At 54.4% G+C, this 20,375-nt stretch carries 17 protein-coding genes and 1 riboswitch; of the genes, 14 read left to right on the top strand and 3 right to left on the bottom strand.

Annotation, left to right across the window (positions count from 1 at the left end):
* Nucleotides 1-90 precede the first annotated feature (90 nt).
* Nucleotides 91-2,016 (bottom strand): asparagine synthase (glutamine-hydrolyzing), encoded by a 1,926-nt coding sequence (asnB, locus tag AC27IT_RS19955; protein ID WP_005833159.1) that lies wholly within the window; start codon nucleotides 2,014-2,016, stop codon nucleotides 91-93.
* A gap of 214 nt (nucleotides 2,017-2,230) precedes the next feature.
* Here asnB and AC27IT_RS19950 point away from each other — a divergent pair, with 214 nt between their 5' ends.
* The 4 genes from AC27IT_RS19950 to holA all read left to right on the top strand — a co-directional run bounded on the left by AC27IT_RS19950 (nucleotide 2,231) and on the right by holA (nucleotide 7,400).
* Nucleotides 2,231-4,606, top strand: coding sequence for a DNA internalization-related competence protein ComEC/Rec2 (locus AC27IT_RS19950; RefSeq protein ID WP_487092064.1), 2,376 nt, complete (start codon nucleotides 2,231-2,233; stop codon nucleotides 4,604-4,606).
* Between the two features lie 53 nt (nucleotides 4,607-4,659).
* Nucleotides 4,660-5,205: an RNA polymerase sigma factor gene (locus AC27IT_RS19945; RefSeq protein WP_005833157.1), complete on the top strand. Its 546-nt coding sequence runs from the start codon at nucleotides 4,660-4,662 to the stop codon at nucleotides 5,203-5,205.
* Complete coding sequence (locus AC27IT_RS19940) at nucleotides 5,205-6,062, top strand: hypothetical protein (protein WP_005833155.1); 858 nt, start codon at nucleotides 5,205-5,207, stop codon at nucleotides 6,060-6,062. Before AC27IT_RS19945 ends, AC27IT_RS19940 begins: the two co-directional genes overlap by 1 nt.
* A gap of 297 nt (nucleotides 6,063-6,359) precedes the next feature.
* Nucleotides 6,360-7,400: a DNA polymerase III subunit delta gene (holA, locus tag AC27IT_RS19935; protein ID WP_005833153.1), complete on the top strand. Its 1,041-nt coding sequence runs from the start codon at nucleotides 6,360-6,362 to the stop codon at nucleotides 7,398-7,400.
* 59 nt (nucleotides 7,401-7,459) lie between these two features.
* Here the strand turns inward: holA and rpsT are convergent, their stop codons facing one another.
* The gene (gene rpsT / locus AC27IT_RS19930) at nucleotides 7,460-7,735 is read right to left on the bottom strand and encodes a 30S ribosomal protein S20 (protein WP_005833151.1); all 276 of its coding nucleotides are present in this window, start codon (nucleotides 7,733-7,735) and stop codon (nucleotides 7,460-7,462) included.
* A 177-nt stretch (nucleotides 7,736-7,912) separates the two neighbouring features.
* Here rpsT and gpr point away from each other — a divergent pair, with 177 nt between their 5' ends.
* The 8 genes from gpr (at nucleotide 7,913) to AC27IT_RS19890 (ending at nucleotide 16,744) form a co-directional block, all read left to right on the top strand.
* Nucleotides 7,913-9,013 carry a GPR endopeptidase gene (gene gpr / locus AC27IT_RS19925; protein ID WP_007777491.1) on the top strand — a complete coding sequence of 367 codons (1,101 nt, stop codon included), beginning with the start codon at nucleotides 7,913-7,915 and terminating at the stop codon, nucleotides 9,011-9,013.
* 149 nt (nucleotides 9,014-9,162) lie between these two features.
* Nucleotides 9,163-10,344, top strand: a complete 1,182-nt coding sequence (gene spoIIP, locus AC27IT_RS19920; protein ID WP_238501144.1) for a stage II sporulation protein P — start codon at nucleotides 9,163-9,165, stop codon at nucleotides 10,342-10,344.
* Between the two features lie 5 nt (nucleotides 10,345-10,349).
* Entirely contained in the window at nucleotides 10,350-10,658 is a 309-nt protein-coding gene (locus tag AC27IT_RS19915; RefSeq protein WP_007777498.1) for a DUF3679 domain-containing protein, read from the top strand.
* Nucleotides 10,659-10,971: 313 nt separating this feature from the next.
* Nucleotides 10,972-11,940, top strand: a complete 969-nt coding sequence (locus AC27IT_RS19910; protein WP_005833139.1) for an ABC transporter ATP-binding protein — start codon at nucleotides 10,972-10,974, stop codon at nucleotides 11,938-11,940.
* A 19-nt stretch (nucleotides 11,941-11,959) separates the two neighbouring features.
* Complete coding sequence (locus AC27IT_RS19905) at nucleotides 11,960-12,931, top strand: ABC transporter ATP-binding protein (RefSeq protein WP_005833137.1); 972 nt, start codon at nucleotides 11,960-11,962, stop codon at nucleotides 12,929-12,931.
* 126 nt (nucleotides 12,932-13,057) lie between these two features.
* The gene (locus AC27IT_RS19900; protein WP_007777510.1) at nucleotides 13,058-14,719 is read left to right on the top strand and encodes an ABC transporter substrate-binding protein; all 1,662 of its coding nucleotides are present in this window, start codon (nucleotides 13,058-13,060) and stop codon (nucleotides 14,717-14,719) included.
* Between the two features lie 103 nt (nucleotides 14,720-14,822).
* Nucleotides 14,823-15,833, top strand: a complete 1,011-nt coding sequence (locus AC27IT_RS19895; protein ID WP_007777512.1) for an ABC transporter permease — start codon at nucleotides 14,823-14,825, stop codon at nucleotides 15,831-15,833.
* Between the two features lie 17 nt (nucleotides 15,834-15,850).
* A complete protein-coding gene (locus tag AC27IT_RS19890; RefSeq protein WP_005833132.1) occupies nucleotides 15,851-16,744 on the top strand; it encodes an ABC transporter permease in 894 nt (297 codons plus the stop codon).
* Between the two features lie 57 nt (nucleotides 16,745-16,801).
* On the opposite strand, the gene AC27IT_RS19885 is transcribed toward AC27IT_RS19890, so the two are convergent.
* Nucleotides 16,802-17,566, bottom strand: a complete 765-nt coding sequence (locus tag AC27IT_RS19885; RefSeq protein ID WP_005833129.1) for an alpha/beta fold hydrolase — start codon at nucleotides 17,564-17,566, stop codon at nucleotides 16,802-16,804.
* 125 nt (nucleotides 17,567-17,691) lie between these two features.
* On the opposite strand from AC27IT_RS19885, the gene AC27IT_RS19880 reads away from it, so the two are divergent.
* Entirely contained in the window at nucleotides 17,692-18,783 is a 1,092-nt protein-coding gene (locus tag AC27IT_RS19880; RefSeq protein ID WP_340673293.1) for a M24 family metallopeptidase, read from the top strand.
* Between the two features lie 15 nt (nucleotides 18,784-18,798).
* A riboswitch (cobalamin riboswitch) is annotated at nucleotides 18,799-19,005 on the top strand.
* Nucleotides 19,006-19,295: 290 nt separating this feature from the next.
* Complete coding sequence (locus AC27IT_RS19875; RefSeq protein WP_283859057.1) at nucleotides 19,296-20,330, top strand: ABC transporter substrate-binding protein; 1,035 nt, start codon at nucleotides 19,296-19,298, stop codon at nucleotides 20,328-20,330.
* Nucleotides 20,331-20,375: the final 45 nt, after the last annotated feature.

Here is a 20,375-nt window from a genome sequence, read left to right as displayed (position 1 = left end):
GTGGAATAGAGCGAAAGCATTCTCTAGTCACAATCTACGAAAAGTAAGAGAGGGTCTGCAAATATTTTTGCGTCTGCACGCCGCTGGCTTTTAGCCGATGTGCTGCAGCGAATTTTTTTTGCGGCGAATGTCTACATTCGGGCTGACGTACGGATCGAACGTATATTTTTGCTCGATAAAGATTTGGTGCCACAGCATGAAAACGAGGATCGTCCAGATTTTGCGACTATAGTCGGCATTTCCTTCACGGTGTTCGTCGAGCATGTAGAGCACGTAGGCCTTATTAATCAAATTGTCTACCTTCGATTCGAAAATGATCTCTTTTGCCCATTTGTAAAATTCGTTTTTCAGCCAATGGCGAGTCGGAACCGGGAAGCCAAGCTTCTTCTTCGACTTGATTTCCGGCGGCAGGAAGTCTTTCATCGCTTCGCGCAGCACGTGCTTGGTCGTGCCGTTGGCGATCTTGTACTTCGTCGGAATGGTAGCGGCGAACTCGAACACTTTCAGGTCGATGAAAGGAACGCGCAGCTCCAATGAGTTTGCCATCGTCATTTTGTCGGCTTTCATCAAAATGTTTCCGCGCAGCCAGGTGTGAATGTCCAAATACTGCATCTTGGTCACGTCATCGTACTGGGAAGCGCGCTTGTAAATCTCTTCTGTGATCGTAAACGGCGAGACGTACGATTCGGAACGGGCGATGTCGTCCATCACGACGCGTCTTTTCATCTCTTCGCTGAAGATCAGGGCGTTGCCGAAAAAGCGCTGTTCCACCGTCTTCGAGCCGCGGATAAGGAAGTTTTTCCCTTTTACCTGATCGGGCAGGCGCTGTGCCATGTAACCGATCGACTGGCGCATCCAGCCAGGCATGCCGGAAAACATCTTGAGCGAGCTAGGCTCCCGGTAAATGTTGTACCCGCCGAAAAACTCATCGGCGCCTTCGCCGGACAAGACGACGGTGACGTGCTCGCTCGCCATTTGCGCGACGAAGTAGAGCAGGATGGCGGAAGGGTCCGCTACCGGTTCGTCCTGGTGCCAGATGAGGCGTGGCAGTTCATCCATGTACTGCTGGGCGTTGACGACCCGCTCGAAGTGCTCGGTGCCCAAAAAGGCAGCCGTCCGCTTCGCGAAGTCCAGCTCGCTGTAACCAGGAATGTCCGAGCCGACGGAAAAAGTTTTCACAGGCTCAAAGGTGCGCAGCATGGCGACGATGCTGCTGGAGTCGACGCCGCTGGAAAGGAAAGCGCCGCGCGGAACCTCGCTGATCCGGTGCTTGTCGATGGATTCCAGCATCACGCTGCGAGTCCCTTCCACGAAGTACGAGAACGGCTTGCTCTCGTCTGGCTTGAACTCCACGTCCCAGTAACGCTCCAGCTTGATCTGGTCGTTCTCGATGATGAACGAGTGGGCTGGCGGGATGCGGTATATGCCCTGATACATCGTTTCGGGATCAGGAACGTATTGGAAAGTCAAATAGTGGTAAAAGCCGTTGTGGTTCACCTCGCGCGTAAAGCCGGGTAGCTCCAGCAGGCTTTTGATCTCGCTGGCGACGCCGATGGAATCATTCGTTTCCACATAGTAGAGCGGCTTGATCCCAAAATGGTCGCGCGCGCCAAACAGCCGTTTTTTGCGCGAGTCGTAAATGGTAAAGCCGAACATCCCGCGCAAGTGCTTGGGCGCGTCCGTCCCTACCTCTTCATAGAGGTGAAGGATGGTTTCAATATCAGAATCGGTATGGAATACGTGACCGGCGTCCTTTAACCATTGCTGCAATTCCTTGTAGTTGTAAATTTCTCCGTTGCCAATAATCCAGATGTCACGCGTTTCGTTAAACAGCGGTTGATGCCCGCCTTCCACGTCGATGATGCTTAAACGACGAAAGCCCAGGGCGATGTTGTCTTCGAGATGAAAACCATCGTCATCTGGACCACGGTGCAGGATGACACCAGTCATCGCGCTGATCGCTTCTTGTCTAACTGGCATTTGCCGCTTGTTGTAGAGTGTTACGATTCCACACATATGAAATGACTCTTCCTCTCACTGGATTGCTCCTGCTAACTCTATCACGTATCGCAAGTTGGCGCAATCTCTTCTGGATGCCCGGTCCTGTGCGCAAAACGGTTGCACAGCCAGGGGAAAAAGGACCCTCGTCTCTTCTATTTTTGTCCGCCTGTCAGGGGATATACTCTCCGCAGGAAAAGAACAGTTCGACAAATGGACGGAGGGGGAGACGATGTCACTTTGGAATGCGAGCTTGGCCGTGATGAGCGGCTTGCTCCTGTCGGCGTATGCGCATCCCGTCTGGCTGCTCGGAGCGGCCGGGGCGTGGGCGGCAGCGGCTGCGTTTGTTCCGCGCGCCTATCGAGGCCGCCTCGCTGTTTACTCCTTCCTCTCTATTCTAGCAGGTCTCTATTTTTATGGGTACGAGATTCTCCAGCAGTCGGAAATGAAACCGTTGGCGGCACAGGAGCGAACCGTATGGGTGCGCGGAGAAATCGCTTCTGGCGTCAAACGGGACGGCGATGTCGCCCGCTTCTTTGCGGATGTGGGCCAGTGGCGCGAAGAGGGCGAAAGCTGGCAGCAGCTTGGCCTAAACGAAACGATCGTTCTGCGCGTCAAATTGAGTGCAGCGGAGGAAGCGGCAGCAGTCGAGAAGTGGCGCACAGGCAGCGAGCTTGTGGCACTTGCCCAGCTCGGACTGCCGCAAGGAGCGCGCAACCCGCACGCCTTTGACTATGCGCGCTACCTGCACTGGCAAGGGGTACACGTCGTGGCGGAGACAGCCTTCCGGGACGCGAGGGTAGAGGCGGCAGCGAGCATTCAAGGGAGTTTTCAGGAGTGGCAAAAGGCGGGGGCCGAGCGGATCGAAAGCTTGTTTGCCGATCGGGAAACAGCCGGTTATATGAAGTCATTGCTGCTGGGGCTTGGCCAAGACGTGACGCCTGAGCTGGAATCGATGTACGCCAATTTGGGACTCAGCCACGTTCTCGCGATTTCCGGCTTGCATGTGACGCTGGTCACCTCGATGTTCATGTGGTGTCTGGACAGGCTGGGAGTAAGCCGCAGGTGGGGGCTTTTTGCGACTGTTTCTTTGCTCGTCGGATATGTCCTGCTGGTCGGGGCGAGCGCATCGGCTGTCCGCTCCGGCTTGATGGGCGGTGTCGGGCTTGTTTGCCAGGTGGCAGGAAAAAGGCTGGATGGAAAAGAAGTTTGGGCAGGTGCCTTGCTGGTCATGCTTGCGGTAAATCCGTACCAGTTGTGGCATGTCGGGTTTCAACTGTCTTTTGCGGTCACGCTGGGGCTTATTCTGTTTGTCCCGTACAGCCTGCACGTGTTTGAGCGGGTACCTGTCTGGATCAGGACGCTCGTTGCGGTCACGTTTTCCGCCCAACTCGTCTCTTTTCCGTTTCTCATCTATCACTTTCATCAGTTTTCGCCGCTGTCCTGGCTGGTCAACCTCCTGGCTACACCTGTGCTTTCCTTGCTCGTCCTGCCGCTCGGCTACATCGCGATCGTGCTTGCTCTCGTCCATCCGGCGCTTGCGGCCGTTCCTGTCTGGCTTACGACCCGCCTGCTCGGCTGGATTCACGAGCCGCTGTACGCGCTGGATCAACAGGTGATTCCATTTACCTACTGGCCGCATCCAAAGTGGTGGTGGCTACTTCTGTACGCCTGTTTTCTCGGGATGCTGCCCATTTTATGGAATCGCGGCTACCACCGCAAACAAGACGTTGCGCTTTGTTTGGCCTTATTTCTCGGGCTTTTGGTCGCGGCACGCCAGCCGCTTGCAGGCAGCGATGAAGTGCGGATTACCTTCCTCGATGTCGGGCAAGGGGATTCCATCGTTGTCGAAATTGGCACCGAGAAGGTATACTTAATGGATGCAGGTGGGACAATGCGCCATCCGGCAGCGGAACCGTGGATGGAGAAGCGCGACCCTTTTGAAGTAGGCAAGGACGTCGTTCTCCCGTTTCTCATGGCGCGTGGGATCGAAAAAATTGATCGTGCCATCATGACGCATGGCGACCTGGACCACATTGGAGGAATGGAAGCGCTGGTTCCCCGCTTTTCTTTCGGGGAGGTACTGGTGAACGGACAAGTGCCTGAAGCAAAGGAAGCACAGATTCGCGAGCTTTTTCGCGAAAGAGGCGTCCCGATCACGACTGGCACTCCCGGTCAGGTATGGTCAGATGGACCGGAAATCGAATGGAAATGGCTTCATCCTGGAGAAACGACACTCCGCGGCAACGACGCCTCCGTCGTTCTTCAGCTTACCGCATACAACAAAACGGTTTTGTTCACAGGCGACATCGAACGAAGCGGAGAAGCAGTGCTCGTCCAAAACGGCCTGTCACCCGTAGATGTATTGAAGGTCGCCCACCACGGCAGCAATACTTCCAGTACCGAGGAGCTGCTGGCGGCGACGGCTCCCAAAGCAGCGGTCATTTCGGCAGGGGTGAACAATCGGTATGGACATCCTGCCGTCCAGGTGCTGCAGCGTTTGGGGAAATACGGCACCACGATTTACCGGACAGATCGGCACGGTGCGATTACGTTGATTATCTCGCCTGCCGGACTGTCTTGGAATACCCAACAATTGGATACATAATATGGTTGCAACCTTTTTCATGAGCGACCCGTCTGTAGGGGGGAGAGGAGATTATGCAGGAAGCAGAACTGATCAGGCTGGCGCAATCCGGGGATCATGATGCGCTTGTCGAGCTGCTTCGATCCGTTGAGACCTCCGTTTACCGAAGCGCTTATTATATTCTGGGAAATGAACAGGACGCGCTCGATGCTGCTCAGGAAGTGCTTATTCGCATTTATCGCAAGTTGGACACCTATCAGGAAAAGGCAAAGTTTTCCACCTGGGTGCAACGCATTGTCAGCAATGTCTGTATGGATAAATTTCGCGCGAAGAAGGAAACGGTCTCAATCGACGAGCATGAGCTGATAATACCTGATCGAAACAACGTAGAAGATGAGATCCTTCTCACCGGGCTGTCAAATGACATCCAGGAAGCCATCGGGAAGCTGCCCAAGCAGTACCGGATGGTTGTAGTACTCCGCTACCTGGAGGATTTATCCTATCAGGAAATAGCGGAAGCGTTGGATTTGCCGCTTAACACGGTCAAGTCGTATTTGTTTCGGGCTAGGCAACAGTTGCAAGAACTGTTGTACGACTACCAGAAAGGGGGAATCGGTTGATGACTAACGAAGAGATTTGGGAATGCATGCAGAGGGATCTGGATGGGGACTTGTCCGAACAAGAGCAGCAAGTGCTGTACACCCTTATTCAAAAAGATGCTGACCTGCAACTTATGTACAACCGTTTGAAAACTGTGTCGCAAAAACTAGAGCAGTTGCCCCCTGTCGTACCCTCATTCAGCATTGTAGATTCGATTTTGCCACAGTTGGAATCAGCGGCAGCAAAGCCGGTAGCTGTGAAATCTGCAACGATTGAGGAATCCTTGCCTACTCTTGAAGTTAAGCGCAAGTCGTCTTCGCTGTCGGAATCGAAAAAATGGAAGCGAATGAAAGTATGGCTCGCCGGACTTGGCAGCACGGCTGTTGCAGCCTGCCTGCTGATCGGCATGCTGTTCACAGGCGGCGACGGGAAGCATCCGGAGCCAGATCCGTTAAGCCAAGGTACAGACAGTGCTCCAGCCCCCGTCGTGGAGGACAAAACGGTGGTGTACGGACCAGAAGCTCCTACTCCAAGCACTAATCCATCTCCATCGAATAAAAAGGAAGTGGGGAAGAAGTCCGAGGAAACTCCGCCTAAGAAAAAAACGTCCAAGCCGCCTGCGCAAACCGATCAAAAGCCACCGGTCAAGCCGCCTGCCCAAAACACGACTCCGCCAGCTTCGAAGCCCGCAGTTGCTCCAAAGCCTGTAGTGACAGAGGATAAGCCGCCGTCATTTCCGATCGGACTGGAAGAGAAAACGGACGAAGATGACAACAAACATGCGCCTGATAAAGCAGACAGGGATGAAGACGAGGAGAAAGACAGCAAACAAGACAAAAAGAAGGAGCAGGAAAACCAGCAAGAGAATGATGAATAATCATCCAGCTTTTTTCCTGTTTCAGGGCAAACGTGTTTTTCAAATGTGGACTGGCACCACTAAGGGGGTTCTTGCGTAAAGTACATTATCAAGCACCCCCTGCTTACCGTTTGGGGAGGAGGAATCCCGGGGCTTTTCCCTAAACGTTTACATAGAGGTGCCAACGGATGGAAAAACCGCTACCTGTTCAATCGGTAGCGGTTTTTTTGGTCGCTGACCAGGCAAAAAGATGGGCAAGTCAAGTTTTCTAATGCTATAATGACGCAGATAAGTTGCAAGGAAAGGGAGAGATAACGCATGCCACTCCTGTCGGCCATTCGGGAAATCCGGCAAAAGCACTTTTCGCCGCTGTACGTGCTTTTCGGCCCGGAATCGTTTTTAGCCGAAGAATTTTTGTCGCTGGCCAAAAACGAAATGATTGACCCGCAGTTTCGCGATCTCAACATGAGTGTCTACGATTGTACGGAGACGGGACTCGCGGACATATTGCAAGACGCGGAAACTTTGCCGTTTTTGGGAGAGCATCGCCTCGTGATTGCCAAACACGCATATTTTTTGACGGGGAGCAAGCCGCAGACGAAAGTGGAGAGCGATCCGGATGCGCTGCTTGCCTATTTGCAAAATCCGCCTCCGTACACGACGCTGATTTTACATACAGAAGCCGAAAAGCTGGACGAGCGCAAAAAGCTCGTCAAGACGCTGCAGCAAAAAGCGAAGGTCATTCCGTTTCCGCTGTTAAAGGACGCGGATTTGTACGGCTGGGTAGAGCGGCAGGCAGACAAGTACCAGGCGCGGATCGGGCGCCCGCAGGCGATGAAGCTGGTGGAGCGCGTCGGCCACGAGCTGCGGCTGTTGGACAAGGAAGTGGAGAAGCTCGCTTTGTACGTAGGAGCGGGGGCCAGCATTACGGATGAGGTGATCGAAACGCTCGGCGCACGGACGCTGGAGCAGGATGTTTTCGGGCTGATCGAGCAGGTCGCGTCAGGGAAGTTGGACAGGGCGTTGCGGATGATGTACGACTGCATGAAGACAGGCGAGGAGCCAATCAAGCTGATTGCGCTGTTGGCGAGACAGTTTCGCATGCTGCTGCACGTCAAGCAGCTCTCGCCGCGCGGTTATTCGCAGCAGCAGATGGCAGGCATGATAAAAATGCATCCGTACGCCGTGAAAAAAGCGATGGAGCAGGCGCGCCATTTTTCCGAGGATTCGTTGAAAAGGCTGCTGGGGATTCTGGCAGAAGAAGATTTTCGCATGAAGTCCGGCCAGGTGGACAAGCGTCTTGCGCTGGAGCTGTTTGTGGCGCGGGCCCATGCCGAGCGGCAAGCAACGACGAGCTAGCGCCAAACATAAAAAAACCCCATGAACGTGACGTTCGCGGGGTTTTTTCGGTTGGTCTCTTACGCTACAGGAGCGCTCAGAACGTTGAGCTTTTTCATCAAACGAGACTTTTGACGGTTTGCTGCGTTTTTATGAATGAGACCTTTCGAAGCGGCCTTGTCCAGCTTTTTCACAGCCACCAGAAGAGTGGATTTCGCCAATGCTACATCAGAAGCGGCGACAGCTTTCTCAAAGCTCTTGATCGAAGTGCGCAGATCAGACTTTTGAGAAGCACGGTGTGCGCGACGCTTTTCGATTGTTTTGGTGCGTTTAATCGCGGATTTAATGTTTGGCATGTGTGTCACCTCCTTAGACGACCATAGACATACAGTCATACAACAAAGTAATTCTAGCATGGGCAAAGACCATTTGCAAGAAAGGATTCGGAATAAAAATAAAGGATTCAAGCAACCTAGTAGCAGGAAGAAAACGGTCACGACCGTTTTTCTCATCGAGAAGGGAGTCGATGGAACATGGCGCACAACATTGATTTGTCAGGCTACTCGATTCGGACCGATTTGGCCGTAGAGGCGCATGAGCTGGCCCAGCAGCAAAACGAAAGCAATATCGAAGGCATTTGGCTGCAAGCTGACGACCGGGAGCCGAACATCAAGGTGACGAGACTGCACGTACAGACGGAAGAGGCAGGCAAGCAAATCGGCAAGCTGCCGGGACGCTACCTGACGATAGAAGTACCCAAGCTGCGCGAAAACGATACTTCTATAGAAGAACAAGTCGCAAAGCGGTTCGCTGTGGAATTTGCCGCTTTTCTGGAGCAAATGGGAATCACGAAAGACCAAAAGGCGCTGATCGTGGGGCTTGGCAACTGGAACGTGACCCCGGACGCGCTCGGGCCGATGGTGGTGGAAAACTTGCTGATTACGCGCCACCTGTACAAGCTGGCCCCGGAAACGGTCGGGGAAGGCTATCGCGAGGTCAGTGCCATCTCGCCGGGCGTGTTGGGCATTACCGGGATTGAGACGAGCGAAATTGTTTTCGGCGTCGTGGAAAAAAGCAAGCCAGACTTCGTCATCTGCATCGACGCTCTCGCCTCCCGCGCTCTGCACCGCGTCAATACGACGATCCAAATATCGGACACAGGCATTCATCCCGGATCCGGGGTAGGGAACAAGCGCAAGGCGATCGACCAGGCGACGCTCGGGATTCCGGTGATCGCAGTCGGCGTGCCGACCGTCGTTTTTGCCTCCACGATCGTCAATGACGCGATTACGTATTTGCTGGGGCATTTTGGGCAGTCCATGGTGGAGAGCAAGCGGGCGTTCAACAAGTTGGCGCTGAGCACGGTGCCGGAGCGTAGCGAGCCGTACACCGAGGATGATTTGCCTGACATGGAATCGCGCAAAACGTTTATGGGGCTGGTAGGCTCGCTGCCGGAAGAGGAAAAGCGGCAACTGATCCACGAGGTGCTCCGGCCGCTTGGACAAGATTTGGTCGTCACGCCAAAAGAGGTGGACGACTTCATCGAAGGCGTAGCCAACGTGATCGCAACCGGGCTGAACCGCTCGCTGCATCAGGCCGTGGACGGGGACAACAGCGCCGCCTACACGCACTAGCCAAGGAGCTTGCGCGCAAAGCGCTAGATTGTGAGAGAACAGCTAGAAAAGGGTTCTATCGTCTCTATGAGGCTCATAGGCTAAAGCATAGACAAGCGTGAGAGAGAGCGTCGCGCTTCGTCCACGCAACAGCCAGAGGAGTGAGACAGATGGCGACCCTAATCCAACGCCAATTCGCAGTTCTTTCATTCATAACCGCGTTTTTGTTCGTCATGACGGGTGTGTTGTCGCTGGGAGGAAATCGCGTCGCGATCACCTCCTCCGCCATCCAGCAGGCGGCGTCGCATATATCGAGTCTGGCGATTTTGAACTGGATGGGGCAGGAGATTCCGGCTCTCTCCGCTACGGTGCAGGCTTCGTCCGATGCCAGGTCCAATAGCGTGACGGGCTTTCTTTTTCAACTGGCGACCAATATTCAGCCAGGCGATTTGCGCAGCCTGCTCGGCAGAGAGCTGCCGGGGATGGTGACGACGGAGGATGCGCGGTTTGTCGTCCAGGGAAAAGGAGCTACGCTCGCTGATTTTTACGTCGAGTATCCCGCCCATCCGAAGCAGGTGGCAGATACGTCCCAGCTCGTGCCCGTCGTGGAGCCGCAAGAGCAGGCGGCGGCAAAGCCCGCAGAGGAAAAGCCCGCTCCTGTGGCAAAGCCAGCCACGACGAACGGCAAAAAAGTCGTCTTCGTCTACAATTCGCACAACCGCGAATCGTGGTTTAGTGAAACAAAGCCGGTCGGCACTTCTGTCGATCATCCGACCCGAAACATCTCCCTCGTCAGCCAACGTCTGAGCGAGGCGCTGAACGAGCGGGGAATCGGTGCGGATGTAAGCAAGGACGACATTTACCAGCAGCTTCTGAACAAAAAGATGGATTACGCGCTGTCGTACGCCCAATCGTTGCAAGTAGTGAAAGCCGCTGTCGAAAAAAATCGGGAGCTGCACTACTTCTTCGACCTGCACCGCGATACGGCTCCGCGTGATCGCACGACCGTGACGATCAAAGGAAAAACGTACGCACGCGTCATGTTCGTCATTGGCAAGCGGAACAAAAGCCACGAGAAAAACGAGGCGTTCGCGACCGAACTGCACGAGCTGATGGAAAAGATGTATCCCGAGCTGTCCCGCGGCGTGATGGAAAAAGGGGCAAAAACCGATCATGGCGAGTATAATCAGTCCATCTCTCCGGGAAGCCTGTTAATGGAAATAGGTGGCACGGAGAACACCTTGCAGGAGAGCTTGAATACGGCGGAGGCATTGGCCGATGTCTTTGCCGCTTATTACCTGCAGGCCGAAAAAGTAGGCAAAACAGTAGCGGAAGAGCCTGCGAAGAGGTGATGGGCATGAACGTGACGGTGAAGCTGACAGGTCTGTTAATCATTTTGCTGGTCGGCGTGGTGATTGGTCTGCAAACGGCGGAGCGGGGAATCTCCAAGGTGAGCGGAGTGCCCGAAGAAAAAGCGCAGACCTTTTACATCAAAAAAGTCGATCAAGGTCAGATGGAAATCGCAGTGATGGGCAAGCAGGTGCAGACGGCAGGGCCGGAGAAAATGGTCAACTACGTGAGCCGTGTGGGCTTGACATTGGGCGACAGCATCAAAAATGGCGCGCAAATGTTTGTCGATTGGGTAGGAAGTTTTTTCGAGCCGTAGATTTTGTTTACGCGCAAAAAGAAGGGGTGTACAAAGCCTCAGTGACAAAAGACCCGTCAGAGCGGGTCTTTTTTGCGTGTCAGGCGGGCGGGGAACGATTTGCCGCAAACTGTGCAACGCAGATGGCGCCTGCGCTCCGTGCCGCAAGCGAAAATTTTTGAATGAAATTGGGGGAGGAAAGAGGAATATTCAATATAGTCAGCAAAAATATAATAGTTAGAATTTATTGTGTTGCCAAAAAATTGTATTAATGGCATAATGTCTACTGATAGATCTTTTTCTACTGAATATATCGGTAAGAGAGGTGAGCCACGTGTCAGATCCTGTCCTTCAAATCGAAAACCTGCAGACGCACTTTTTCACGGACCGCGGCCAAATCCCTGCCGTTGATGGCGTGACGATCACGGTTAACAAAGGAGAAGTAGTCGGCATCGTAGGCGAGTCAGGCTGCGGGAAAAGCGTTACTTCCTTGTCAGTCATGAAGCTGGTGCCCAATCCACCTGGAAAAATCGTCGGGGGAAAAATCAAGTTCAAAGGGGAAGACCTCGTAACAGCCGATGAAAAGCGGATGAGGGACATACGCGGAAATGAAATCGCGATGATTTTCCAAGAGCCGATGACGTCCCTGAACCCTGTTTTTACGATCGGGAATCAGATCGGCGAAGCGGTTCGCTTACATACGAAAGCCAGTAAAAAAGAGTCGCGGGCTCGCGCGATCGACATGCTGAAAAAAGTAGGGATTCCGCGAGCGGAAGCGATTGTCGATGAATACCCGCACCAGCTTTCCGGCGGGATGCGGCAGCGCGTCATGATCGCCATGGCGATGGCCTGCAATCCGGAGCTGTTGATTGCGGACGAGCCTACGACGGCGCTCGATGTGACCATTCAGGCGCAAATTCTCGATCTGATGCGCCAACTCAACCAGGAGGCGCAGACGGCCATTTTGCTCATCACGCACGATTTGGGCGTGGTCGCGGAGATGTGCCACCGCGTCGTGGTCATGTACGCGGGCAACGTCATCGAAGAGGGAGACGTTCGCACGATCCTGAAAAAGCCCAAGCATCCGTACACAAAAGGATTGCTCAACTCCTTGCCCAAGCTGGAAGAGTCGCAGGAGAGGCTCTACTCCATCCCGGGGAATGTGCCGATTCCCGGCTCGCTTACGGTCGGATGCCGCTTTGCGCCCCGGTGCGATCAGGCGACTGATCTTTGCCGCAGCGAAATGCCGCAGCTAAAAGCAGTAGGGGAAAATCACCTGTCCCGCTGCTGGCTGAGCGAATAACCCGAGAGGAGCATGCCCGTTGACAGAAGAACTACTCGTCGTAAAAAACTTGAAAAAGTACTATCCCATCACTGGTGGCATCCTGGGCGGGGAAGTAGGCGTCGTAAAAGCAGTAGACGATGTTTCGTTTACGGTTAAGCGCGGGGAAACGCTGGGACTGGTCGGAGAGAGCGGCTGTGGCAAGTCGACGACCGGGCGCTCGCTCTTGCGGCTGATCGAGCCGACTGCGGGTGAAGTCACGTTTGACGGTGTGAATGTAACCGCGCTTTCAACGGATGCGATGCGCAAAATGCGCCGCGATATGCAAATTGTTTTCCAAGACCCGTTCGCTTCCCTGAATCCTCGTCACAATATTGAGAAGATTCTGGAAGAACCACTGATCGTTCACGGGATCGGAACGAGTGCCGAGCGCAAACGAAAAGTGCAGCAAATGCTCGAGGTCGTGGGGCTGAGCAGCTATCACGCCAGGCGTTACCCGCACCAGTTCAGCGGTGGGCAGCGCCAGCGGATCGGGATCGCCCGGGCGCTCATGCTCAATCCGAAGCTGATCGTGGCCGACGAGCCTGTATCTGCGCTCGACGTGTCGATTCAGTCGCAAGTGCTCAACCTCATGCAAGATTTGCAGCGGGATATGGGCCTCACCTACTTGTTTATCGCCCACGACCTGAGTGTCGTGCGGCATATCAGCGACCGGGTGGGCGTGATGTACCTCGGCCGGATCGTGGAGCTGACCACGAGCAACCAGCTTTACACGAATCCGCTTCATCCGTACACAAAAGCTTTGCTGTCTGCCGTGCCGACTCCGGACCCCGACGCTGTGCGGGAGCGGGTGATTTTGCAAGGCGACGTGCCAAGTCCTGCGAATCCTCCCAGCGGCTGTACGTTCCATACGCGCTGTCCGCACGTGACAGAGGAATGCCGCTCTGTTCGTCCCGCTTTTCAGGATGTGGGCGACGGACACTTCGTGGCTTGCCATCTGTACAAGCAGTAAGCCGCACGTAGGATGTCCGCCTGCTGAAAAGGTTGCCTTGTTAAAGGGGGGATGCGAGGCAGGAGCGACATGAATGACCACCTATCCAAGTAACATGTTTTCACTTTAGTAGAGGGGGATGTTTTCATGAAGAAGAGAGTTCTCTCCGCAGCCATGACCAGCCTGTTGGCGCTGGCTATGTTGCTTGCCGGATGCAGCGGTTCTCAGACGACACAGGCGCCGGCAGAACAGCCAAAAACAGAAGCTCCGGCGACTTCGGCACCAGAGCCGGCAAAAACGGGACCCAAGCAACTGATCGTCGGCCGCGGCGGCGACACAGTGGGCCTCGACCCGATCGCGCAAACCGACGGCGAATCGTTCAAGGTGACGGAAAACATATTCGATACGCTGGTAGGCTACGCGGAAGAAAGCACAGAAGTAGTGCCTTCCCTTGCTGAAAAGTGGGAAATCTCTCCGGATGGTTTGACGTACACGTTCCATCTGCGCAGCGGCGTGAAGTTCCACGACGGCACGGATTTCAATGCCGAGGCGGTAAAATGGAACTTCGAGCGCTGGAGCGACAAGAACCATCCGCAGCATAACAAGGAAGGCTTCGAATACTACAACGACATGTTCGGCGGCTACAAAGGCGACGAAACACACGTCATCAAGAGTGTAGAAGCGGTAGACGCGCAAACGGTGAAATTCACCCTGAACCGCCCGCTCGCCCCGTTCATTCAAAACCTGGGCATGTCCTGCTTCGCGATTGCATCGCCAAAAGCGGTACAGGAGATGGGCCCTGAGAAGTTCAACGAAAAACCGGTCGGAACAGGACCGTTCAAGTTCGTAGAGTGGAAGCGCAACGACACCATTACGCTGGAGAAAAACCCGGACTATTGGAACGCTGGTTTCCCTAAGCTCGACAAGCTCGTGTTCAAGGTCATTCCTGAAAATACAGCTCGTCTGACAGCGCTCACTTCCGGCGAGATCGACATGATGGACGGTCTGAACCCGGATGACGCGGAAACGGTGAAAGGCAACAGCGATCTGCAACTGATCCTGCGCCCGTCCATGAACATCGGCTTTGTCGGCTTTAACGTAGAGAAAAAGCCGCTGGACAACCCGAAAGTTCGTGAAGCGATCGCGTATGCGGTCAACAAGCCGGCGATCATCGACGCCTTCTTCGCAGGACTGGGACAACCGGCTGTGAACCCGATGCCGCCTTCCATCTGGGGGCACAACAGCAACATCCAAGACCGCGAGTTCAACATAGACAAGGCAAAGCAGCTTTTGACAGAAGCAGGCTTCCCGAACGGCTTCAAAATCAAGTTCTGGGCGATGCCGGTTGCTCGTCCGTACATGCCGGATGGCGTGAAAATTGCCGAGGCGATTCAGCAAGACCTGAAAAAGATCGGCGTAGAAGCGGAAATCGTCACCATGGAATGGGCGACGTACCTGGAAAAAACAAAAGCAGGCGAGCAGGAAATGTTCATGCTGGGCTGGACTGGCGACAACGGCGACCCGGACAACTTCCTGGCGACCTTGCTGGATAAAAACAACATCGGCGGAAACAACCGCACGCGCTGGGCAAATGAAGAAGCGCACAAGTTGCTGATGGCTGCCCAGTCTGCGACGACCAAGGAAGAACGCGAGAAGCTGTACCTGCAAGTTCAGGAAATCATCTTCAAGGACGTGCCGATGGTGCCACTGGCGCACTCGACGCCTGCGCTTGCTGCCAAGGCCAACATCATCAACTACAAGCCGCATCCAAAAGGCTCCGAGAGCTTGGAGAAGGTTGACCTCAAGTAAAACTGGATTGATCCGATGAGCAAGCAGGGTAAGAGGAGCGACCCTCTTCTTACCCTTTCTTTCTTGCACGCAGTCATTATTTTTTGGTAAGGAAAGCGAGGAGATGGCATTGCTATCCTACAGCATCCGAAGAATTCTTATGCTCATCCCCGTTCTACTGGGCATGTCCATCGTCGTATTTTCCATCATTCGTGCCATCCCAGGTGATCCGGCTCTGACCATATTGGGAGAGAAAGCAAGTCCGAAAGCGATTGAAGATTTACGGGAAGTTTTAGGCTTGAACAATCCGTGGTACATTCAATATTTTGACTACTTGAAGCAGATTATTACCGGCGACTTGGGCGTTTCCCTGCATTCCGGGGCAAGCATCACGCAAGAAATCGGCCCGTATTTGGCCGCCACCACCGAGCTGACGATTGTCAGCATGCTTTTCGCTGTCATTATCGGAGTGAACGCAGGGATTTTGTCTGCGTGGAAGCAAAACTCCTGGTTTGACTACTGTGCGATGCTGATCGCCTTGATCGGTGTTTCGATGCCAATTTTTTGGCTAGGGTTGATGGAGCAGTGGTTCTTTGCGCAAGAACTGAAATGGCTGCCATCCGTTGGTCGCGACAATTCGCGTAATCCTGTAGAGGCCATTACGCAGTTCTATATACTGGACACGATTTTGGCTGGACAGTGGGATCAGTTGTGGGAGGTCATCAAGCATTTGATCCTGCCTGGCGTGGCTTTGGGGACGATTCCGATGGCGATTATCGCCCGGATTACCCGTTCGAGCATGCTGGAAGTCATGCGTGCCGATTACGTGCGGACCGCTCGGGCAAAAGGCTTGGCGCAGTTCTGGGTCGTGTACAAGCACGCGCTGAAAAACGCGATGATTCCCGTGCTGACGGTGATCGGTCTGCAAACGGGCTTGCTTTTGGGCGGAGCGGTGCTGACCGAAACGATTTTTGGCTGGCCAGGAGTCGGCCGCTACATTTTCACAGCGATCGGCAACCGCGACTATCCGGTGATCCAGTCCGGCATTTTGGTGATCGCTACGATTTTCGTCTTGATTAATCTCCTGGTCGACCTTCTGTATGCCTATATCGATCCGCGCATTAAATACCGCTAGGGGAGGGACGAAGAGACATGGCAGAGACACAAGTACAGACGGTATCCCTGAGAGTAAAAGAGGAAGAAGTTGTCTCTCCTTGGCGGGAAGCTTGGAGAGCCTTGCGGAAAAACAAGCTCGCGATGGTGGGGCTGGCGATCATTCTGTTTTTCGTGGCAGTTGCCGTCTTTGCGCCAGTGATTGCTCCGTACCCGTATGACGAGGGGGAGCTGGTGATGAAAAACAAGCCGCCGTCCGAAGAGCATTGGTTTGGAACAGATTACAACGGGCGGGATGTGTTTAGCCGCGTCGTTTATGGTGCGCGCATTTCCTTGTGGGTCGGGACCTTCTCGGTCATCGGCTCCGTCGTGGCAGGCACGATTTTGGGCCTCTTGGCGGGCTTTTACGGCAGATGGATTGATACCGTCATCTCTCGCGTTTTTGACATCATGCTGGCGTTTCCAAGCATTCTTCTGGCGATTGCGATTGTCGCCATTCTGGGGCCATCCTTGCAAAATGCGCTACTGGCCATTGCCATCATCAACATTCCGACCTTTGGGCGTCTGGTGCGCTCGCGCGTGTTGAGCCTGAAGGAAGAGGAGTTCGTCATGGCGGCCCGCGCAATCGGGATGAAAGACTCGCGCATTCTCATGCAGCACATTTTGCCGAACAGCCTGGCGCCGATCATCGTGACGGGGACGATGGGGATTGCGACAGCGATTATCGAAGCGGCAGCGCTCGGCTTCCTCGGGCTTGGTGCCCAACCGCCGGAGCCGGAGTGGGGGAAAATGCTTTCCGATTCTCGCCAGTACATCCAGAAGGCGCCGTGGACAGTCATTTTCCCGGGCTTGTCGATCATGCTGACGGTTCTCGGCTTCAACCTGATCGGGGACGGATTGCGGGATGCGCTTGACCCGCGGATGAAAAACTGATACGCAGCAAAAGGGGCGTAAAGGGACGCAGGCAGTCCTTTTCGCCTCTTTTTTTGTTCAGTTCAGCCATTGGCGGCATAGTTGGTTGAACGTTGCTGCGGCGCGCGTGACGACCTGGTGCTTGACCGACGGCACCATCACCAGTTCCGCTTGCGGAAGCTTTTTTTCCAGTAGCCTGGCATACGGCAACATGTTCGCATCGTCTGCGCCATAGACGAGCAGCATCGGCAGCTTGAGCTGGCTCAACTGATCCGTGCAATTGTAGCGGTGCCCGGCGGCGTACAGGTGGCGGAGGCTCGCTGCATCTGTTTGGCTGCCATGCTCAATCCAGCGGGAGCGAGCAAGCGGGTCGTCGAGATGAGAGGCGGCGATCGACCTGGCAATCAGCGGAGCGGCGTGCAGGCAGGACAGCGATTGGGCGAGCAGAAAACGGCTGTGCAACGAAAAGTCGGTTACTTCGGAAAAGGCGCTGACGAGGATGGCGCCGCGCACGTTTTCGGGAAAGCGGAGGCAGTATTCGAGGACGAGCGAAGCCCCCTGCGAGTACCCCAAAAGCAACGGACGCTCAAGTCCGAGCGACTGGCAAAGCCCGTGAATCACGCTGGCAAGCTCGCGCATGGTCGTAGGTCCAGCCAGCGGGGAGCTGTCGCCATGCCCCGGGAGGTCTGGCACGACGAGTTGGCAAACATCCGCAAGCGGCTCTTGATAGTCGAAGTTGACAGAGCCGATGCACGGGGCGTGAATGCACACGAGTGGCGTGCCGCGCCCTGACAGGTGGCAGGCGATGCGGTGGCTGTCCAGTTGTACGATGGTTGGTTCCATGTTGGTTATTCACCCCTAGCATATGGTGTCCGTTTCAAGAGAGAATTTTCCGTTCCGCTCTTCTTTTTTGGACAGGGAAATGGTATTCTCGAGGAAGAATCTTGTCGAAAGCGAAGGTGACGCAGGTGTATTTGGAGCGCATTTCGAAACTGCACGAATTTTTGACCAAACAAGAGCTCGACGCGGTAGTCATCACCTCTCCCAAGCACGTTTACTATTTGACCGGCTTTTTTACCGATCCGCATGAACGCTTTATGGGTCTGATTATTCCAGCCCAGGGCGAGCCATCCCTGATCGTTCCAGCCCTTGACCGCGAAGCGGCAGCAGCGGCTTCGACTGTTCAGACGATTCACACGCATACGGATATTGAGAATCCTTACGAGCTTCTCAAGCAAGTGTTGCCAGCGAACCTGAAGAAGCTGGGCATCGAAAAAAGCCACATGACCGTAGAGCGTTACGAGGCGCTGGGACAAGTCATCTGTGCAGAGAGCTACGCGGATGTGGAAGAGCCGCTGCGCGAAATGCGCCTGATTAAATCGGCAGACGAAGTGGCTCGTTTGCAAAAGGCTGTCCAACTGATTGAAGATACACTCGGCGAGACGTTGAAAACATTCAAAATCGGCCAGACCGAAATGGAAATCGTCGCGGAGCTGGAATACCAGATGAAGCGTCTGGGAGCGGACGGCCCGTCTTTTTCCACGATGGTTTTGGCGGGGGAAAAATCGGCATTGCCGCACGGAACGCCTGGTTCGCGCAAAGTGCAGGAAGGCGATTTGCTCCTGTTTGACATCGGGGTAGCAGCGGACGGCTACGTTTCCGATATTACCCGTACGTTTGCTGTCGGCCAGATCAGCGAGCAACTGCGCGATATTTACGAAACGGTGCTGGCAGCGAACGAGGCGGCGATTGCCGAAGTTCGTCCAGGGGTGACGTTTGCCCATCTCGACCAGACCGCTCGCGACGTCATTGCCGCAAAAGGCTACGGCGATTACTTCATTCACCGTCTGGGGCACGGCCTCGGCATGGATGTGCACGAATATCCGTCCGTGCATGGGCAAAATCAGGAAACGCTGCGCCCAGGCATGGTGTTCACCATTGAACCAGGGGTGTACTTGCCGGGAGCAGGCGGCGTGCGCATCGAGGACGATGTGCTCGTAACCGAAACAGGCGTAGAAGTGTTGAGCAAGTTCCCGAAAAAACTGACGGTGATCGGATAAGGCTTCAAACTCACAATTTTATATGAATCTGATGGTGCTGCCCGGAATCGTTTGGTTCCGCCAGCTTAATAGGGAAGTCCGGTGAAAATCCGGCGCGGTCCCGCCACTGTAACGAGGAGTGTCCAGCAAAAAAGCCACTGTTTTTCGCGCGACGAAAAATGGGAAGGGCGCTGGGGATGATGATTCGTAAGCCAGGAGACCTGCCATGAGATGATTTACAATCGACCCACGAGGATGGGACAGATGTGGAAGCAGACTAGGAACAGGCGTCATTGGCAACGCCGAATCTATAGGCATGTCTACGTATGTCAAGCACCTCCCGATTGGAAACTGGGGGGTGCTTTTTTCTATGAACATCGCCGTGGCGGTCGAGGCTGTGAAAGGGGTGATGCATTTCCTGTGTTGCCAAACAAGCAGGCTCTCTGTATAGTAAAGGTGTAATTCGTAATCATTACGATTTACATAACGCTTCATTTTCATCATGCCAACAACAAAAGAAGAGGGGTTACCAGATGAGTACAATCCGTAAGAGAAAAAAAGCCTTCCACGGTTTCTGGATGGCAGCGCTGGCAGCGATTATGCTGCTTTTGTCCGCATGCAGCTCGGCAGCACCTGCTACGACCGAATCCACGGTGGCGAATGCTGGCTCGGAGCAAACGGCCCAGCCTGCTGCTGACAACAAGCCCGTCACGATTGTGACCAACGGGATCGAGATGACGTATCCGGAAGCGCCCAAACGCGCTGTGACGATGAACCAGCACGTAACCGAAGTCATGCTCGCGCTGGGGTTGGCTGACAAAATGGTCGGAACCGCGTACCTGGACGATCACATTTTGCCTGAGCTGAAAGCCGACTACGACAAGGTACCAGTCCTGTCTGACAAGTATCCGACCAAAGAGGTGCTTTTGGCCGCAAACCCTGACTTCGTTTACGCAGGCTGGAAAAGCGCATTTGGCGACAAAGGCGTCGGCTCGATGGAGGATCTGGAAAAAATGGGGATCAAATCGTACCTGCAAGAGTCCTCGAACAAGCCGGGTCCGACGATTGACGACGTGTTCGCCGATATTCGAAACATCGGCCGCATTTTCCGCGTAGAAGACAAGGCGAACGAACTGATTGGCAAAATGAAAGCGGAAATCGAGCAAACCACGAGCAAAATCGGCACGGTGGACAAGCCGCTGAACGTGTTCGTGTACGACAGCGGGGAAGATCAGCCGCTGACCGCTGCCAACAACTACATGACTTCTCTGATTAAAGCGGCAGGCGGCAAAAACGTGTTCGACGACATTCAAAAAGGCTGGGCGACCGTAAGCTGGGAAGAAGTCGTGAACCGCAAGCCAGACGTCATCGTCGTGGTCGACTACGGCGACAAGACGATCGAGCAAAAACAAAACTTCCTGTTGTCCAAAAAGGAACTGGCTGACGTGCCAGCGATCCAGAACAAACGTCTGATCGTGCTGCCATTGTCCGCAGCGTCCGAAGGGGTACGCGCACCGATCGCGCTGAAAATTCTCGCGGAAGGTCTGCACCCGGATACATTCAAATAAGAAACGGCTGCTTAGACAAGGAGGGAACGGCCCTGCACAAGATCA

The sequence above is a fragment of the Brevibacillus sp. YAE8 genome, from assembly GCF_057543335.1.
This window is presented reverse-complemented; position numbering and strand designations above follow the sequence as displayed.

Bases quoted from the DNA above. Each gene is read 5' to 3' on its own strand.
- asnB (WP_005833159.1), bottom strand. From the start codon at position 2,016: ATGTGTGGAATCGTAACACTCTACAACAAGCGGCAAATGCCAGTTAGA.
- AC27IT_RS19950 (WP_487092064.1), top strand. From the start codon at position 2,231: ATGTCACTTTGGAATGCGAGCTTGGCCGTGATGAGCGGCTTGCTCCTG.
- AC27IT_RS19945 (WP_005833157.1), top strand. From the start codon at position 4,660: ATGCAGGAAGCAGAACTGATCAGGCTGGCGCAATCCGGGGATCATGAT.
- AC27IT_RS19940 (WP_005833155.1), top strand. From the start codon at position 5,205: ATGACTAACGAAGAGATTTGGGAATGCATGCAGAGGGATCTGGATGGG.
- holA (WP_005833153.1), top strand. From the start codon at position 6,360: ATGCCACTCCTGTCGGCCATTCGGGAAATCCGGCAAAAGCACTTTTCG.
- rpsT (WP_005833151.1), bottom strand. From the start codon at position 7,735: ATGCCAAACATTAAATCCGCGATTAAACGCACCAAAACAATCGAAAAG.
- gpr (WP_007777491.1), top strand. From the start codon at position 7,913: ATGGCGCACAACATTGATTTGTCAGGCTACTCGATTCGGACCGATTTG.
- spoIIP (WP_238501144.1), top strand. From the start codon at position 9,163: ATGGCGACCCTAATCCAACGCCAATTCGCAGTTCTTTCATTCATAACC.
- AC27IT_RS19915 (WP_007777498.1), top strand. From the start codon at position 10,350: ATGAACGTGACGGTGAAGCTGACAGGTCTGTTAATCATTTTGCTGGTC.
- AC27IT_RS19900 (WP_007777510.1), top strand. From the start codon at position 13,058: ATGAAGAAGAGAGTTCTCTCCGCAGCCATGACCAGCCTGTTGGCGCTG.
- AC27IT_RS19895 (WP_007777512.1), top strand. From the start codon at position 14,823: ATGGCATTGCTATCCTACAGCATCCGAAGAATTCTTATGCTCATCCCC.
- AC27IT_RS19890 (WP_005833132.1), top strand. From the start codon at position 15,851: ATGGCAGAGACACAAGTACAGACGGTATCCCTGAGAGTAAAAGAGGAA.
- AC27IT_RS19885 (WP_005833129.1), bottom strand. From the start codon at position 17,566: ATGGAACCAACCATCGTACAACTGGACAGCCACCGCATCGCCTGCCAC.
- AC27IT_RS19875 (WP_283859057.1), top strand. From the start codon at position 19,296: ATGAGTACAATCCGTAAGAGAAAAAAAGCCTTCCACGGTTTCTGGATG.